This is a genomic window from Segatella asaccharophila (assembly GCF_054687055.1).
This window is the reverse complement of the sequence record NZ_BAACAN010000003.1, coordinates 56,036-71,013: the sequence shown is the minus strand read 5'-3', so window position 1 is coordinate 71,013 and position 14,978 is coordinate 56,036. Positions and strand designations below refer to the sequence as shown.

The following is a 14,978-nucleotide window of genomic DNA, read 5'->3' as shown; positions in this document are numbered from 1 at the left end:
TATGGCTCTCCTCCTTTTACAGTTCAATATCAGATATAATTTGTTCCTCACTTAAAATTATAATATGGTATTCAGATTTTGGATCCAAAATAAATTGTTCCTGATAGTTGGCATGAACAGAATTAATACTAAGATTTTCTATTGGTAAGCCGTTTTCTGTTATAATAATGTGGATCTGACTGTAATTCTTATTAAATGTCAACGTAGCAAGCCCGGATACCTGATCATATTGCATCGTAACAGCAGGATTTGTTCGTAATTGACTCATTATTCTTCTTACGATTGGACCCGTTTCTCCTATATCCGGCTGGTCAGAATCATTCACATTTGAAGGTTGGGCAAATGTATTAACACCGAAAAAAAACAGGAAGCCAACTGTTGATAAGATACATTCACTTTTCATTATTTTGTGGTCTTATATATTTTATTTCTACCACAAACTTAATTTTTTATTCTATGAATGAAAAATTTCAGATACTTTTTTTAAATTTAATGTTGCAAATCAAAAACAGCTTAATTCATTGATTATAAATGGAATAGGCTATAATCTACCCTTCTATCATAGTCCAAAATGCAACATTTTTATCAGGCTATATGGTCAATTTTAGCTCATTTCTTCTGCTTTAACCTTGCCTTGATCCTTGATTTATCTGACCTGACCGTAACTGCACTGATTCCCATAATGTGCTGAATCTCTGAATCCGTTTTCCCCTCATGACAAAGGACAGCAAAGAAAATATTCTTTGGAGATAAGCTATCATAGTCCGATTTCAAGTGCATGATGAAAGGTAAATCCATCAATTTATAATAAGCTATGTATTTAATAAATTCACTCTTACTCCATTTGACAACAGTCTCTCCCCGCTCTATCTTCTCATAGAGTTCTTTACCTTCATACAGAATCCGCGACTGGGATTTCTTCACGATCTCTATTTGCTTCTTAAGTTTCTCAACCTCTTCATGAGAACCGGTTTTCTGGAGTTGGGTGATCTTCTCCTGATATTCATTGATAAGCAATTGATTCTGCATGATAATACCCTGCAAGTTTTTATCCTTGAACTTAAAATAGATATAGACAATAATAGTCAACAGGATAAACACAAGAAGAATAAACAGAAAACAAATCAGATTCTGCCTTTGTCTGGCCTGTTGCATTCTGAGGTCGAAGGCTGCTTGTATTTTAGTGATGTTCTTCTGATGATCCTCTTTCAATATAGAATCCTGAAGATTTATGATACTGTCTTTGTATGCTAAAGCTTTTGTCGGGCTATTATAGTCAGCATAGTACTCAGAAAGTTGTTGGAAGATATTTCTTTCATTAAGAGGGTCTTTGTACCTCAAAGCCTCTGTCAGTACAGTTTTACCTTTCTGCGGTTGATGTCTTTTAAAATAGATGTCCGCAAGACCAAGACAGGCACTGGATATCGGATTCAATTTTATAGCCCGTTGAAAACAACTTTCCGCCTTCGAAGGATTTTTGTTTATATAGAATATACCTAAATTTGAATAAAAATAAGCACGGTCACTCCGAGGAATTGATTTCAACAGCGGCTGGCATTTCTGAAGGCATAGCAGACTACTATCTTGTTCGCCTATATTATGATACGAAGAAGAAAGGTCTATCAGGGCGTATGTAATCCAATTTATATTATGGTCATCACGTGATATCCTCAAGTTTTTCTTGGCGTAAACCAGTGAAATCTTCGTGTTGTTACTTATATTATTGACATACCACAGACTCTCCATAATTTTGTGTTTTATTTTATCATTGGTGGTATGTGAAGCCTCGGCTTCGGCATGTTTCAGATTAACTATAGCAACTTCATAGTTCCGTCTTAAGATATTGACGGCTCCCTTATAATAATAGGAATCGGCAAGTTTTTCCATTTCACCGGTATTTTTAAAGTATCCGATGCTGAAATCAATAAGGCTATCATTCTTGATCGGCTTGTCCGTGAGGTACTTGATTCGATACAGGAGCAAATCGTACAGAGCCTTGTCATCTTCCCGGCTTACATCGGAGGGCAGAATCATATCCAACTTCAACGCAGCAGAGTCCGCCAGTTCCTGATCAAGCAGGGATTCAACTCCGACAAGTTTCTTATGAACAGGTTCTTCACAACTGCACAGGAAAACCGTTAAGACTGCAAAAATCAGAGTAATCGGGTAATTTCTTCTTACAGATGTTATAATCATTATTCTGAGTTGCCTTTTCAAATAGTGTTGTAAAGATACGAATATTTTGCTAATCAGGCAAGAAATCATCAAAAAAGGTATCGCCCAGAAACTCAATATAAAGTGTACCTTTTTAATAAAAGAATCAGACCGTCGAAATCATGATAAAAGGAAAAAGCAATATCCTTGCACTTCTATTCAATATCTTATTTCACAGATGCAGATATTTCTTTGAAATGGCATCCTCTATTTCACTTACACTGCGTCCAACAAAAATATCAGCCAATTTACCTTGATGAATATAAAAGATTTTATCGCATATATCTGCCAATGAAGCGATGATGTGAGAGGATACTATCAATAGTTTCCCTTCTCCTTTCATCTTCATCATCCATCGTTTCAGGATAATGCCACCCGCCAGGTCCAATCCGTTGAAAGGCTCATCCATCACATATACATCATTATGTTGGAGCATCAGCACTAGCAGCATCAATCTCTTCTTCATTCCTAACGAATACTGACTGGGATATTTACCTAATGGCAGGCGAAAACTTTGGTTCAGTTTTTCTATTTCATCCTTGTCTATCGCCATCCGCCTTGCCCGAAGACAGAACTCTATGAATTCACCTGCCGTAACCAAGGGATAATAATATGGGATGTCAGGCAAATAGCCTATTTGGGACACATCTTCTTTCCTGACTTCGCCTTTGAATGATTCAAGCCCCATTATACATCGGAAGAGCGTACTCTTGCCGGCACCATTCTCACCCATTATGCCATAGATATGCCCCGGCTTGCAGTCCATATTGATGTCGGATAGAACCTCTAACTTTCCATAACTTTTTGTAAGATGAGAAATTTCCATTATCTAAAATTTAAGAATGCCATTAAGATGATTGATTAATTGATAAACCATGATCGCGGTAATGGCTATCTGGACAGCAATCATATAACCGTATATCATCGTCATACCGTATATTGCGAAGAAGAAAAAGATGAGAAATGCCTGTAAGATGGATATATTGTTCAACATAAACCTGAGGAAATAGACTTGCAGCAGAAATAAGTTTGCACCTATCAGGAGTTTGAGACAGGTAAGAACGCTAGCCCAGTCCTGTCCCTCTATCAAACTTAAGATGACAAACGGAACCAGCAGAATGAAGGAGTTGATGAAGGTAAACCTGGCATTCAATCCGATAAGCCGGGATATACTGTCGTAATGAAAGAGATAGGTAGGCTGAACGGTCTGAGAGACCAGACATCCTAACAGAAATACCAATAACAACACGCAGACATAGATGATATTGGCATTGTTATAAACAGCCCCCATCAAAGAAGCAAGTAAGAAAAACGGATACAGAAAGATCAATATTCTGAAACTACTCTGGTAGAGTATACTCCCTTTTGAGAAGAACGGATTGGTCGGAATCCTCCACTCTAAATGAATGGAAGGAATGAAGGCGGCAAGAAATGGTATCAGGCAACAGCCTATACAGTCCTTGAAATGTCCAAGCAAAAGTGTCTCTACAATAAATATCAATGCAATACCATAATAGTCAACCAGAAAGGCTTTGCGATAATGATTACCAAACAGGACTCTCAACAGTGATACATCGCCACGTGTAAAGTGTATTCCTATAAGTATTGTGGCCAGAAGGAGTGGCATGATGTTCTCGGGGAGTCTTGTAAACAGGACCACAGATCCAACAACCAACGATACGACAAGGATGGACATAATGATTCCCAGTTCTCTGAAGAAGTTTGTCATCGATTGATACCGCAGGATCAAAATGGACTTAATCATTCATATCGGGATTTAAATGTAAAAACAGGTTCGATCATGAGGCACGTTCCTTCCGCTTTCTGCAGGCCCAACGAATCCGGTAAACGATATACATGAAGGTTGACCCAACAAGTGCCATAGCCATATCCTTCTGAGAGTCCCACATGTCTCCCTGTTGTCCGTTATAGTCAGCAGCAGCCTGAGGAGACATGCCCCAGGTAACCAGTCCTTCAAAAAGTTCATACAGCATGCTCCCTGTCTGAACCATCATCCAGGCAGAGAAAAGAGCAGCCAACCGTTTTTGGGTGACATACTTTAAGGACATAGCATAGAAGAAGGGGAAGAAAAGAATGCCAAAATTGAGATGCACGAACCGGTCATAATCGTTACGTGTCGTATGGAGAATACCATTCACATCTATATGGAACCAGGACTTGAAGCAACTCTCATAAGGCACGTATGAATAGATATACCGGGCTCCGAGAATATGGAGGAGGATAAAGATTGCTACCCCTAGAAAGGCAAGTTTCGGAAGTTTTGCTTTTGGAATATCAATAATCAAAGGAACCAAAAGCACCACCGTTCCTAAATGTTGCAGAAGTTGGTCTTGCAGAAAAGGTGGATGAATCAGAGAGATCAGCGCTACTGCAATCAGAATAATTACTACACTAAGCCTCAATTTCATATACTCAAACTTTATTATTACTATTTCTTTTAGATTTCAAGCGGGTTTTAGATTTCAAGCGGGTCTTGAATGGCTCAAACCCCAGGCCATACACCCCTACTACTGCACTCTGGGAGACAAAAGCATGAGGGTCAATATCATCAATGAGCCTGAATATTTTTGACGATTCCCGTTGCCTGGCAATGACGAAGAGCATCTTCACTTCCCTTCCGGAATAGAACCCTTTCCCGTCTATCAGTGTGCATCCTCTGGGAATCTCATCATTGATCGCCTCACCCAATTCTTCATACCGGTCAGTGATAATCATAAACTGAACCGACTTACGGCGGGTATTGACGACCTGGTCAACAAACAAGGCCGTGATGAAAAGGAAGACATAACCATAAATAACCTGATTCCAGTCACGAAGCACCAGATAACTTGAGGTGACAATGACCAGATCACAACAGAATATGACATGCCCCAAGGAGACGTCATAATATTTATTCACCATCGCAGCAATCGTGTCAGAGCCGCCTGTACTCGCATTACAGGACAGGCTGAGACCGGAACTGCTTCCTATGAAAAAGGCCCCGATGACCGTATCCATGAAAGGCTGGCCCTGAAGCAGGACATAACCGTGCATGAGATGCTGCACACCAAAGAGGCACACACTGAACACGATCACTGCATAAATGGTTTTCAGGCAGAAACGCCACCCCAGGATCTTTAAGGCTACCGTCAGGAGCAAGACATTCAGCACCAGATAGCTGACACTCGGAGAAAGACCGAATCCCCAATACAGGATGGAGGAGATACCGCCGATCCCTCCCATGGTGATATGATGGGGAAGCAGGAAGATACCCAGCCCTACACTGCCCATTATCATAGCCAATGTGATCAGGGCCATGTCCGACCATCCTCTCTGACGTATCGGGCGCACCCCGGGTTCTCTCACCGGAATCGTCATGGGCTTCATCTTCATGAAACTTTCCTGTCCATACTCTTGTCCTGCACAAAATTCAAGGCCAGACCATCTCAATAACTTTCATCAGCATTGGGGAAAGAGGTATCCTTGACATCCTTGATATATTCCTGTATGCCTTCTTTCATGGAAGTCCTCACATCCGCGAAATGGCGGAGGAATTTCGGCTGGAAGCCACGTGTCATTCCCAAGGCATCAGCATAGACAAGGATCTGGCCATCAGTGCCATTACCGGCCCCGATACCAATGGTGACAGCATGCAACTCCTTGGTCACCCGGGCAGCCAGTTGTGCCGGTATCTTCTCCAGCGTAATCCCGAATACGCCAGCCTTTTCCAGAGCCTTCGCATCAGAAAGGAGTTGGTGTGCCTCATGCTCCTCCTTCGCACGGAGTCCGTACCCGCCAAACTCATTGATATGCTGAGGCGTCAGCCCCAAATGGCCCATCACCGGAATACCGGCCTCCACGATCCCCTTCACGGTATCTGCGATCTCGGCTCCACCTTCCATCTTCACCGCATCGACACCCGTCAACTTGACCATACGGATGGCATTCCGAATACCTTCCTCACGACTGACTTGATAGCTGCCGAAAGGCATGTCACAGATCACCAGACAGTGCTTGCAGGCACGGGCCACGGCACGGGCATGATAGATCATTTCTTCCACCGTAATCGGCAGAGTATTCGCATTCCCTGCCATGACATTGGAAGCGGAATCTCCGATAAGAATCCCGTCAATGCCTGCTTCATCAAGAATGCCAGCCGTGGTAAAATCATAAGACGTAAGCATAGTGATCTTCTCCCTATGCTGTTTCATTTCAATAAATGTTTTTACAGTGATCTTCTTTTTGTCTGTTATTAATCCCATAATATTCTTTCTAAAGGGGGGGAAGGATCGCCGATCCCCCGCTTATCTGATTCTAATTGAAAGCAAAAATACAACTTATTCCTGAAAAGGCGGAAAGTCCCTGCATATTTTTGAATAAGTCTGACCCTTAAAATCTTTTATGACCGTATCACAATAGGACCTGATCGCCTCCTCTGAGTTTGTTGTGGCCAGGCCGACAGTCCCTTCCCCTGCTGCCCGAAGAGCTTTCAGTCCGTTGAAGCTGTCTTCAAACCCTACACACTCTGCAGGTTTCACCTGAAAGAGTTGTGCGCCCTTCAGGTAACAGTCCGGGTCAGGCTTGCTCTTCGCGAAATCTTCAGAAGTAAGTATACAGTCAAAATATCCAGGGAGTTCAGGCCGCCGGGCACAGGCATTCCGCATCTTGGTTTTATTGCTGCTGGTCACCAATGCCGTCTTGACATGATGCCTCCGCAAGTCAACGGCAAAAGCCGGAAAACCCGGAATATAATCATACCTCATCTGTTGTTCAAACGCGTTGAGGCGCTGTGTTATCTCCTGTTGTATCCCTTCCTGACCAGGGAACAACTTCCTGAAAATCTGTACGAGCGTCTGCCCTTTAATGTCTTCCTCCAACCCCGGACGATCCGGAAAATAGTGGCGAAGTTCCTTTCCCCAGAAGATACTGTACTGAGGTTCCGTATCAAGGACTACGCCATCCAGATCGAAAAGTGCAGCTTTAATCATTTTCACCTTATTTATGGTTTTGTTTTGCAAAGTTACAAAATTTTATTAGTACCTTTGTCGCTATGAAAAAAAAAATTCTGATAATGGCTCTGGCCGTACTGGCCATCACTTCCTGCGGGAGCAGGAAGGACAGGAAAATTGTCGGGCTTGACGGGATGCACTTCGATAGTCTGAGCGTGGACACCATCGTCCGTCTCTCCCCCAAGACCGGTTCACCGAGCCTGAAGCTCCAGCTTAATCTTACTTATATAAAAGGAAAGAATGCAGAAAGGATCAACCCTGTCCTCCTGCGCTCAGGTATCCTGTCACCGGATTACCTCTCACTGTCCAGTGAGAGGATGACCGTCAGGACTGCCGTAGATTCTTTCGTCAATGCCTATTCACGTGGCTATATGAAAGATTACGCCGCCATATACAAGCAGGATCCCACCCACCCTACCTCCCTCAACAATGTCTACATCCTGCACACTCATGTCGAGAGCCGCGCAGACCATACCCTCAACTATTTTGCAAATATCCACTATTATGGCGGGGGAATTCATCCCCTGGACCAGACGCTGGTCAGAAACTTTGATACGAAAACCGGCAAGCTTATTACATTGAACGACCTTTTCGTCCCGGGCTATCAGAAAGGTATTGAGGAAGTGATCCGGCAAGCCCTGCTCAAGAAATATAAAGTAGACAACTGGCAGCAACTTGCCAGACGGTATTTTTTCGCCAGCGGGAAAATCTATGCACCGGATAATTTCATAGTGGGTGACAAGGAGATCACTTTCATCTATTGTGAGGACGAAATTGCCCCACACTCAGAAGGGGAAATCCGACTGACCATTAAAAAAAGCAAACTTAAACATTGGTTAAGATGAATTCAAATGCCGATCTTATATTCCATTATTTCACGACACTCAGCGAAAACCAGATCTGGCAGATCCGGCAACTTGATTCCTTGTATTCCGACTGGAATGCAAAGATCAATGTCATCTCGCGCAAAGACATCGGAAATCTCTATGAACACCATGTGCTCCACTCCCTGTCCATCGCACGGGCCATCCAGTTCTCTGCAGGCACTAAAATCCTCGATATAGGCACGGGCGGAGGTTTTCCCGGTGTTCCCCTCGCCATCCTCTTCCCGGAATGCTCTTTCAAGTTGATTGATTCTACCGGGAAAAAGCTCAAAGTGGTCAGGGCGGTTGCCGAGGCTATAGGATTAAAGAATGTGCAGACAGAACACCTCCGGGGAGAAGAGGAAAAGGGGAAATATGACTTTGTCGTCAGCAGGGCTGTCATGCCTTTTCCTGAACTGGTCAGGACCATCCGGAAGAATATCTCTTCACATCAGAACAATCCTATGCCCAACGGACTGTTCTGTCTGAAAGGCGGGGACCTGACCGAGGAACTGCTGCCTTTCAAGGGGAAAGCAAAGGTCACTCTCCTCAGCGATGATTTCCAGGAGGAGTGGTTCAAGGAAGATAAAAAACTCATCTATCTTCCCATCCAGGGGAAGGCGAAAAAATGAACCGCCTGCATTCCCTGGGATTAAAATACGAATACGTTTAAACAGAAAAGAAGAAAAAATGATGAACATACAGAAATTCGAATGTAATATGATTCAGGAGAATTGCTACATTGTCAGCGATGAAACCGGAGAATGTATCATCATTGACTGCGGAGCTTATTACGAAGAAGAGCGACAGGCCGTCGTCAACTATATCAAAGATCATAAGTTGGTCCCCAGACATCTCATCGTGACCCACGGGCACCTTGACCATAATTTCGGCAACAACACGATATTCCAGACTTTCGGACTCAAACCGGAAGTTGCTGAGGGAGATGCCCATCTCATGGAGACCCTGAAAACTCAGGCGGCCAAGTACTATCAAGTCAAACTGGACTATGATTTCCCGGCTGTGGACCATTACTTCAAACAGGATGAGAAAATCCGGTTCGGGAGCCACGAATTCTCAATTATCGAGACGCCGGGGCATTCCAAGGGATCTGTCACCTTCTATTGCGAGGCGGAACATGTTGCTTTCACCGGAGATACCCTCTTCAAGCATTCCATAGGAAGGACAGACTTCCCGGGCGGATCCATGTTTCTCATGATCCAGAGCTTGAGAAAGTTGGCCCAGTTGCCAGACAATACCATTGTCCTTCCCGGACATGGAGACCAGACCTCTATAGGGGAAGAAGTATCCCATAACCCGTACATGGATCGATGAACAACGGAGGAAATAAAATCTGCAAAGAAAATGATCCTCTCCCCAAACCTGTAAGGACTATCCTGGGAATAGATCCGGGGACAAATATCATGGGATATGGTGTTCTCAGCAGTTCCGGCAATCATGCCCATCTGGTAGTGATGGGGGTGATCGATATGAAAAAAGAAAGGGACCCGTACATCCGGTTAGGAAAGATACTTGAGCGGGTAAGCGGAATCCTCAACGAATACCAACCGGACGTCATGGCCATTGAAGCTCCCTTCTTCGGGAAGAATGTACAATCCATGCTGAAACTTGGGCGTGCGCAGGGAGTGGCCATCGCTGCCGCCATCCATTATGGAATACCCATCCATGAATATGCTCCCTTAAAGATCAAGATGGCCATTACGGGCCAGGGAAGGGCCAGCAAAGAGCAGGTGGCGGGAATGCTCCAGCACTTATTGAACATCAGCAATGACGAGATGCCTAAGTTTATGGATGCCACGGATGCTCTTGGTGCGGCTTACTGCCATTTCCTGCAGATGAAAACACCTGAGACAGGAGCGCACCATTACAGAAGTTGGAAGGATTTTCTCGTCAAGAACAAGGAAAGGATGGCGGAATAGCTCCCTTCTTCTTGCTGCTCGGAACTACCGGCAACGGGCCTGATGCGGGCAGGATGAAAGGGACATTCCCTCCAGACAATAGAGATTACAAATATAGAAATAAGATGATGAAAAAAACGATTTTAGCCATAGCTTTAACTTGCCTGTTAGCCATACCGGTTAATGCTCAGGATGTCATGAACGATCTCCTGAAAAGTTCTACTGCAATCGTAAATGATACGACTAAGGACCTCAATGACCGGAAAATTGCAGTTTTTAAGGTTGATGAACTCAACTACATGAAAAGTAAGGTTACACCGGATATTCTGGCAAAATTCAAGGACATGAACTTCTTCAACCAGAAGATCAAAATGCTCAACGAGCAGAGCCTGGCCATGAAGATCTACTGTGACTTGTATCTGAAGCGTGAAGCTGAATGCAAGAAGAGAAACAAGGATAAAGTGAAGGAAATCTTCAAGCAGGCAACTGAGGAAAATCCTCTCTTCCAGGAAGAAGATGAAGAGTTGAATAACTCCTATTACAACCGTGATGACTATCCCATACAGTTCGCACTCAACTGTGACTGGGTAAAGGTCCTGAAACTGATCCGACAGTTGGACTGGTCAAAATATTAATTTCTACCTGTTGGCGGAATGAATTTAGTCAGTCTGAGTCAACACTTACCGAAATGGTTCATAATGAGGTACCGAAATGGTGCGTTTTGGTCATAATGGGTTATTATTATTATTTTTTATGAAGACGATTATGTACAACTCCTTAATGTGTTTTCTTCTTCATGTCTGATTTCGCCAACGGGTTAATTCCTACCTATTTCGCTCTCTAAAAAAAATACTCTGTAAACAAGATAATGATTCTGCTTACAGAGTATTTTTATTTTCAGGAAATGCTCTTCCCTACCTGACAGGAATCACATGATTCCGTCTTCACGCAGTTTCTTCTGCCATTTCCAGGCACTCGCCATCACATCCTCCAGCGGAGTCTCCGCCTTCCATCCCAGGACACGATTGGCTTTTGTACAGTCTCCCCATATTGCCTCAATGTCACCTTCACGACGAGGGCCAAATTTCCAATTCAGTTTCACCCCCGTAGCCTTCTCGAAAGCCTTTACGATTTCCAATGTAGAAACCCCTTTGCCCGTACCGATATTAAAATACTCTATCGGTGCCGTATCCTTATCCAGTACACGGGCCATGGCAGCCACATGAGCCTTGGCCAGGTCTACGACATAGATATAATCACGGATGCAGGTCCCGTCAGGAGTCTTGTAGTCATTACCGAAGATTGTCAACTGCTTCCGTATGCCCATGGCCGTCTGTGTCACATAGGGGATCAGGTTAGCCGGAACACCATTAGGGAGCTCGCCGATCAAGGCAGAAGGATGAGCGCCGATAGGATTGAAATACCGCAGGACAATGCTCTTGATGGGCGCGCCACTGTGAATATCATCATAAATGATCTGCTCATTGATCTCCTTCGTATTCCCATAAGGTGAGGTGGCCTTCTGATGAGGAGCATCCTCCGTAACGGGAAGATTCTCAGCTTTGGGCTGGCCATAAACGGTACAACTGGAAGAGAAAATGATCCCCTTGACCTGGTACTTCGGCATCAGGTCCAGGATATTGAGAAGAGAAACAATATTATTACGATAGTACAACAAAGGTTTCTGTACGCTCTCACCTACTGCTTTCGAGGCAGCGAAGTGGATAATACCTTCAATGGCCGGATATTTTTTAAAAACACCCTCCGTAGCCTCCTTATCCCGAAGGTCCACCTGCTCGAAGGCCGGACGGACACCCGTGATTTTCTCGATACCATCAAGTACTTCCAACTTAGAATTGGAAAGATCATCCACAATAACTACCTGATAACCAGCTTTCTGTAATTCTACGGTCGTATGCGATCCGATAAAACCTGTACCACCCGTTACTAAAATTGTCTGTTTCATCTCTTTAAATTAATAGCATTAGTTAATAGGACAAAGATACACAAATTATTTAATCTCTGAAGTACTTTGACCAAAAAACTACAAAAAAATCAGTTCAGCCCAAACAGGACACGCAGTCCGCCTTCCAACCCGCTGAATCCCATAAAGGATAAAGCCAGTAATCCGGCAGTCACCAGGACAATACTCATGCCCCTCATCCCCTTCGGGATTTTCACCAGTGACAGTTGTTCCCGGATACCCGCGAAGACGATGAGCGCCAAGGCGAAGCCCAGTGCCGTAGAAAAGGCATAGACGACACTCTCCAGCAGATTATAGTCTTTCTGGATCACGAGGATGGCTACCCCCAGGACACAGCAGTTGGTCGTAATCAAAGGCAAATAGATTCCCAAAGCCTGGTAGAGGGACGGGCTGACTTTCTTGAGGATGATCTCAACCATCTGCACCAATGCTGCGATCACGAGGATGAAAGCCAGTGTCTGGAGATACTGCAGTCCCATCGGATTCAGGACATAAGTCTGGAGCAGCCACGTAATGATCGTACTCAGTGTCAGCACAAAGGCAAGGGCGGCGCCCATGCCGATTGCCGTATCTATTTTCTGGGAAACGCCCAGAAAAGGGCAGATACCCAGAAACTGCGACAGGACGATATTATTGACAAATATCGCGGAAATGAATATCAATAAATATTCCATGATTGTTCGTTTTTATCGTTTCAGCCCTTACGAGACCTTACTCTGTTAATCACTGCTACCAGATAGCCCAATGAGAGGAAAGCGCCGGGAGGGAGCACGAAAAGGATGATGTTCGTGACGTCCGGAAGGAGATGAATGCCGAACAGAGAGCCTGCGCCGAAAAATTCACGGATACATCCGAGGATGGTCAGTGCCAAAGTAAATCCCAGACCGATGCCTAGTCCGTCAAAAATACTGGCGACCGGAGTATGCTTGCAGGCAAAACTCTCTGCACGTCCCAGGATGATACAGTTGACTACGATCAAAGGAATATAGATTCCAAGAGCTTTATTGATGGCTTCCGGAGCATAGGCAGACATGAACATCTGGAGAATAGACACAAAAGCTGCGATGACCACGATGAATACAGGGATATGCACCTGGTCAGGAGTAATATCCTTGATGCAGGATATGACGAAATTAGTACAGACAAGGACCGCCATCGTACACAGTCCCATGGAAAGGCCATTAATGGCACTCGTCGTCGTCGCCAGTGTAGGGCACATTCCCAGGAAAAGGACAAAAGTCGGGTTTTCCTTGATGAGCCCATTTAAAAATATCTTCAAGTTACTCATATTTCTCCTTTCTTGTCCGTTGCACATTTTCCGCTCCCCTTTCTTTCTTCTCATCCATGACCTTCTTGTTTTTAGGTGAAGATCCCGTATGCGCATCACAGTTTCGGCTCAGATAAGCCTCATAGGCCTCGTTGACCGCCTTCAGAAAAGCCCGGCTGGTGATGGTAGAAGCCGTGATCGCATCCACCGTCCCGCCATCCTTGCTCACCGACAGTCCGCTGCTTCCAGGGGTCTTACCGATAATATCTCCCTTCGCTCCCTTCTGGAACCATTGTCCGGCCTTTGCTCCCAGTCCGGGAGTGTCTGAAGTTTTCAGGACGGTATACCCCAGGATCTTTCCTTTCGTATCAAAGCCGACCAGGACCTTCAAAGGACCTCCGAAACTATTAGACTGAGCCTCCACGGCTGCTCCGTATGGTTCCCCGTTCCGTGTCGTATTATGGATGACAAAAGACAACTCCTTGCCCTCCATGTTCTGCCGGACCGTATCTGTGGAAGCCACCTGGCAGTTTCCCCCCATTACCGTCATGATCCCCGCCTGGAGGAGTTTCTGTGATTTCCGGGCGACAGGACCTTTTGTGATCTGATTGGCAAAGGCCAGCAGGCAGCCGATGACAATACAGACCCCCACCAGGACCAGCACCATGTTCTTTAATGATGACTTTATCTTTTTCATATTCGTTCCTTCTTTTCTTGTAAGGTCACTTAACCAATTCCTCCCCAAAGCGTCTGGGTTTGATATAGTGGTTGATGAGCGGAGTAAACGCGTTCATGATGAGGATCGCGAAGGACATACCTTCCGGATAACTCCCCCAGTCACGGATGACCACGGTGAGAAAGCCGATAGCAATGCCGTAAATGACCTGTCCCCTGTGTGTCATGGGAGAGGTGACATAATCGGTCGCCATAAAGATGGCCCCAAGCATTAAGCCACCACTCAGGATCTCGGACAACGGGTCTGCATAGACAGGATTGGCCAGATGGAGCAGTCCTGAAAAGACAAAGACTGTGGCGATGATGGATACGGGGATATGCCAGGTAATGACTTTCTTCCAAAGCATATAAGCCAGCCCGAGGAGCAACGCCGCCGCACAGACCTCACCGATGGATCCCAGGCCGAGGTTCGGATTGGTCCCAAGCAGCATCTGGGCAGCTGAAGGCAGCTGTCGGAGGATCGACGGATCTCCCGCCCTGATGGCATGCTTCATGAGGGCGAGCGGCGTAGCGCCGGTCTTGGCATCAAGATATGAAGTCAACTGGCCGGCCACGGGCCAGGAGGTCATCTGCGCCGGAAAACTCACCAGGAGGAAACAACGGCCCACCAATGCCGGATTAAAAGGATTGTTGCCAAGTCCTCCGAAAGTCATTTTTCCAATACCTATGGCAACGAGTGAACCGATCAGAATAATCCACAACGGCAGATTGCTGGGCAGGTTCATGGCCAGCAACAGTCCAGTCACGATGGCAGAACCATCAGAGAGAGAAGGTTTTGTCTTCAGGATATATTTAGAAATTGCCCACTCGAAGAATACACAGGAGGCCACGCTCGTTGACAAGACGACTGCAGAGCCCACCCCAAAATAAACCAGTGACACGATGATGGCAGGGATCAGTGCGATGACCACCCCATACATATTCCTCTCTACACTGTCACTGCCATGAGCATGAGGCGAAAGCGATACGATTAATTTTCCCATTTGA

18 protein-coding genes are annotated in these 14,978 nt (G+C 45.1%); 5 read left to right on the top strand and 13 right to left on the bottom strand.

The features are described 5' to 3' along the window. Positions 1 to 16 precede the first annotated feature (16 nt). The 8 genes from ACYRYG_RS02625 to ACYRYG_RS02590 all read right to left on the bottom strand — a co-directional run bounded on the left by ACYRYG_RS02625 (position 17) and on the right by ACYRYG_RS02590 (position 7,202). Positions 17 to 403 carry a hypothetical protein gene (locus tag ACYRYG_RS02625; RefSeq protein WP_460197510.1) on the bottom strand — a complete coding sequence of 129 codons (387 nt, stop codon included), beginning with the start codon at positions 401 to 403 and terminating at the stop codon, positions 17 to 19. A gap of 206 nt (positions 404 to 609) precedes the next feature. After that, positions 610 to 2,196, bottom strand: coding sequence for a hypothetical protein (locus ACYRYG_RS02620; protein ID WP_460197508.1), 1,587 nt, complete (start codon positions 2,194 to 2,196; stop codon positions 610 to 612). A 190-nt stretch (positions 2,197 to 2,386) separates the two neighbouring features. Beyond that, positions 2,387 to 3,040 carry an ATP-binding cassette domain-containing protein gene (locus tag ACYRYG_RS02615; protein ID WP_293418748.1) on the bottom strand — a complete coding sequence of 218 codons (654 nt, stop codon included), beginning with the start codon at positions 3,038 to 3,040 and terminating at the stop codon, positions 2,387 to 2,389. 3 nt (positions 3,041 to 3,043) lie between these two features. Continuing rightward, a complete protein-coding gene (locus ACYRYG_RS02610) occupies positions 3,044 to 3,979 on the bottom strand; it encodes a hypothetical protein (RefSeq protein WP_460197506.1) in 936 nt (311 codons plus the stop codon). A 34-nt stretch (positions 3,980 to 4,013) separates the two neighbouring features. Next, positions 4,014 to 4,643: a DUF2238 domain-containing protein gene (locus ACYRYG_RS02605; RefSeq protein WP_460197505.1), complete on the bottom strand. Its 630-nt coding sequence runs from the start codon at positions 4,641 to 4,643 to the stop codon at positions 4,014 to 4,016. A gap of 4 nt (positions 4,644 to 4,647) precedes the next feature. After that, entirely contained in the window at positions 4,648 to 5,592 is a 945-nt protein-coding gene (locus tag ACYRYG_RS02600; protein WP_460197606.1) for a YitT family protein, read from the bottom strand. A gap of 68 nt (positions 5,593 to 5,660) precedes the next feature. After that, a complete protein-coding gene (gene panB / locus ACYRYG_RS02595) occupies positions 5,661 to 6,476 on the bottom strand; it encodes a 3-methyl-2-oxobutanoate hydroxymethyltransferase (protein ID WP_293418740.1) in 816 nt (271 codons plus the stop codon). A 75-nt stretch (positions 6,477 to 6,551) separates the two neighbouring features. Then, on the bottom strand, positions 6,552 to 7,202 hold the full coding sequence (locus tag ACYRYG_RS02590) for an HAD family hydrolase (protein ID WP_293423162.1): 651 nt from the start codon (positions 7,200 to 7,202) through the stop codon (positions 6,552 to 6,554). Between the two features lie 62 nt (positions 7,203 to 7,264). Between ACYRYG_RS02590 and ACYRYG_RS02585 the strand changes: the two genes are divergently transcribed. From ACYRYG_RS02585 to ACYRYG_RS02565, 5 genes are all read left to right on the top strand, one after another. Beyond that, the gene (locus tag ACYRYG_RS02585) at positions 7,265 to 8,068 is read left to right on the top strand and encodes an RsiV family protein (protein ID WP_293423165.1); all 804 of its coding nucleotides are present in this window, start codon (positions 7,265 to 7,267) and stop codon (positions 8,066 to 8,068) included. Next, positions 8,065 to 8,718, top strand: coding sequence for a 16S rRNA (guanine(527)-N(7))-methyltransferase RsmG (gene rsmG / locus ACYRYG_RS02580; protein WP_293418734.1), 654 nt, complete (start codon positions 8,065 to 8,067; stop codon positions 8,716 to 8,718). Before ACYRYG_RS02585 ends, rsmG begins: the two co-directional genes overlap by 4 nt. A gap of 58 nt (positions 8,719 to 8,776) precedes the next feature. Then, the gene (locus tag ACYRYG_RS02575; RefSeq protein ID WP_293418732.1) at positions 8,777 to 9,421 is read left to right on the top strand and encodes an MBL fold metallo-hydrolase; all 645 of its coding nucleotides are present in this window, start codon (positions 8,777 to 8,779) and stop codon (positions 9,419 to 9,421) included. Next, a complete protein-coding gene (gene ruvC, locus ACYRYG_RS02570) occupies positions 9,418 to 10,026 on the top strand; it encodes a crossover junction endodeoxyribonuclease RuvC (protein WP_460197502.1) in 609 nt (202 codons plus the stop codon). Before ACYRYG_RS02575 ends, ruvC begins: the two co-directional genes overlap by 4 nt. A 107-nt stretch (positions 10,027 to 10,133) precedes the next feature. Continuing rightward, positions 10,134 to 10,640, top strand: a complete 507-nt coding sequence (locus ACYRYG_RS02565) for a hypothetical protein (RefSeq protein WP_294075524.1) — start codon at positions 10,134 to 10,136, stop codon at positions 10,638 to 10,640. A 293-nt stretch (positions 10,641 to 10,933) separates the two neighbouring features. Here the strand turns inward: ACYRYG_RS02565 and galE are convergent, their stop codons facing one another. From galE to ACYRYG_RS02540, 5 genes are all read right to left on the bottom strand, one after another. Next, positions 10,934 to 11,971, bottom strand: a complete 1,038-nt coding sequence (galE, locus tag ACYRYG_RS02560) for a UDP-glucose 4-epimerase GalE (protein WP_293418726.1) — start codon at positions 11,969 to 11,971, stop codon at positions 10,934 to 10,936. An 89-nt stretch (positions 11,972 to 12,060) separates the two neighbouring features. Continuing rightward, entirely contained in the window at positions 12,061 to 12,663 is a 603-nt protein-coding gene (gene rsxA, locus ACYRYG_RS02555; RefSeq protein WP_293418724.1) for an electron transport complex subunit RsxA, read from the bottom strand. Between the two features lie 20 nt (positions 12,664 to 12,683). Continuing rightward, positions 12,684 to 13,277, bottom strand: coding sequence for an electron transport complex subunit RsxE (gene rsxE / locus ACYRYG_RS02550; RefSeq protein ID WP_293418722.1), 594 nt, complete (start codon positions 13,275 to 13,277; stop codon positions 12,684 to 12,686). Then, positions 13,270 to 13,953, bottom strand: coding sequence for an RnfABCDGE type electron transport complex subunit G (locus tag ACYRYG_RS02545; RefSeq protein ID WP_293418720.1), 684 nt, complete (start codon positions 13,951 to 13,953; stop codon positions 13,270 to 13,272). The genes rsxE and ACYRYG_RS02545 overlap by 8 nt, the downstream gene beginning before the upstream one ends. Before the next feature lie 25 nt (positions 13,954 to 13,978). Continuing rightward, on the bottom strand, positions 13,979 to 14,974 hold the full coding sequence (locus ACYRYG_RS02540) for an RnfABCDGE type electron transport complex subunit D (protein ID WP_293418718.1): 996 nt from the start codon (positions 14,972 to 14,974) through the stop codon (positions 13,979 to 13,981). Positions 14,975 to 14,978 lie beyond the last annotated feature (4 nt).

Bases quoted from the DNA above. Each gene is read 5' to 3' on its own strand.
- ACYRYG_RS02625 (WP_460197510.1), bottom strand. From the start codon at position 403: ATGAAAAGTGAATGTATCTTATCAACAGTTGGCTTCCTGTTTTTTTTC.
- ACYRYG_RS02620 (WP_460197508.1), bottom strand. From the start codon at position 2,196: ATGATTATAACATCTGTAAGAAGAAATTACCCGATTACTCTGATTTTT.
- ACYRYG_RS02615 (WP_293418748.1), bottom strand. From the start codon at position 3,040: ATGGAAATTTCTCATCTTACAAAAAGTTATGGAAAGTTAGAGGTTCTA.
- ACYRYG_RS02610 (WP_460197506.1), bottom strand. From the start codon at position 3,979: ATGATTAAGTCCATTTTGATCCTGCGGTATCAATCGATGACAAACTTC.
- ACYRYG_RS02605 (WP_460197505.1), bottom strand. From the start codon at position 4,643: ATGAAATTGAGGCTTAGTGTAGTAATTATTCTGATTGCAGTAGCGCTG.
- ACYRYG_RS02600 (WP_460197606.1), bottom strand. From the start codon at position 5,592: ATGACGATTCCGGTGAGAGAACCCGGGGTGCGCCCGATACGTCAGAGA.
- panB (WP_293418740.1), bottom strand. From the start codon at position 6,476: ATGGGATTAATAACAGACAAAAAGAAGATCACTGTAAAAACATTTATT.
- ACYRYG_RS02590 (WP_293423162.1), bottom strand. From the start codon at position 7,202: ATGATTAAAGCTGCACTTTTCGATCTGGATGGCGTAGTCCTTGATACG.
- ACYRYG_RS02585 (WP_293423165.1), top strand. From the start codon at position 7,265: ATGAAAAAAAAAATTCTGATAATGGCTCTGGCCGTACTGGCCATCACT.
- rsmG (WP_293418734.1), top strand. From the start codon at position 8,065: ATGAATTCAAATGCCGATCTTATATTCCATTATTTCACGACACTCAGC.
- ACYRYG_RS02575 (WP_293418732.1), top strand. From the start codon at position 8,777: ATGATGAACATACAGAAATTCGAATGTAATATGATTCAGGAGAATTGC.
- ruvC (WP_460197502.1), top strand. From the start codon at position 9,418: ATGAACAACGGAGGAAATAAAATCTGCAAAGAAAATGATCCTCTCCCC.
- ACYRYG_RS02565 (WP_294075524.1), top strand. From the start codon at position 10,134: ATGAAAAAAACGATTTTAGCCATAGCTTTAACTTGCCTGTTAGCCATA.
- galE (WP_293418726.1), bottom strand. From the start codon at position 11,971: ATGAAACAGACAATTTTAGTAACGGGTGGTACAGGTTTTATCGGATCG.
- rsxA (WP_293418724.1), bottom strand. From the start codon at position 12,663: ATGGAATATTTATTGATATTCATTTCCGCGATATTTGTCAATAATATC.
- rsxE (WP_293418722.1), bottom strand. From the start codon at position 13,277: ATGAGTAACTTGAAGATATTTTTAAATGGGCTCATCAAGGAAAACCCG.
- ACYRYG_RS02545 (WP_293418720.1), bottom strand. From the start codon at position 13,953: ATGAAAAAGATAAAGTCATCATTAAAGAACATGGTGCTGGTCCTGGTG.
- ACYRYG_RS02540 (WP_293418718.1), bottom strand. From the start codon at position 14,974: ATGGGAAAATTAATCGTATCGCTTTCGCCTCATGCTCATGGCAGTGAC.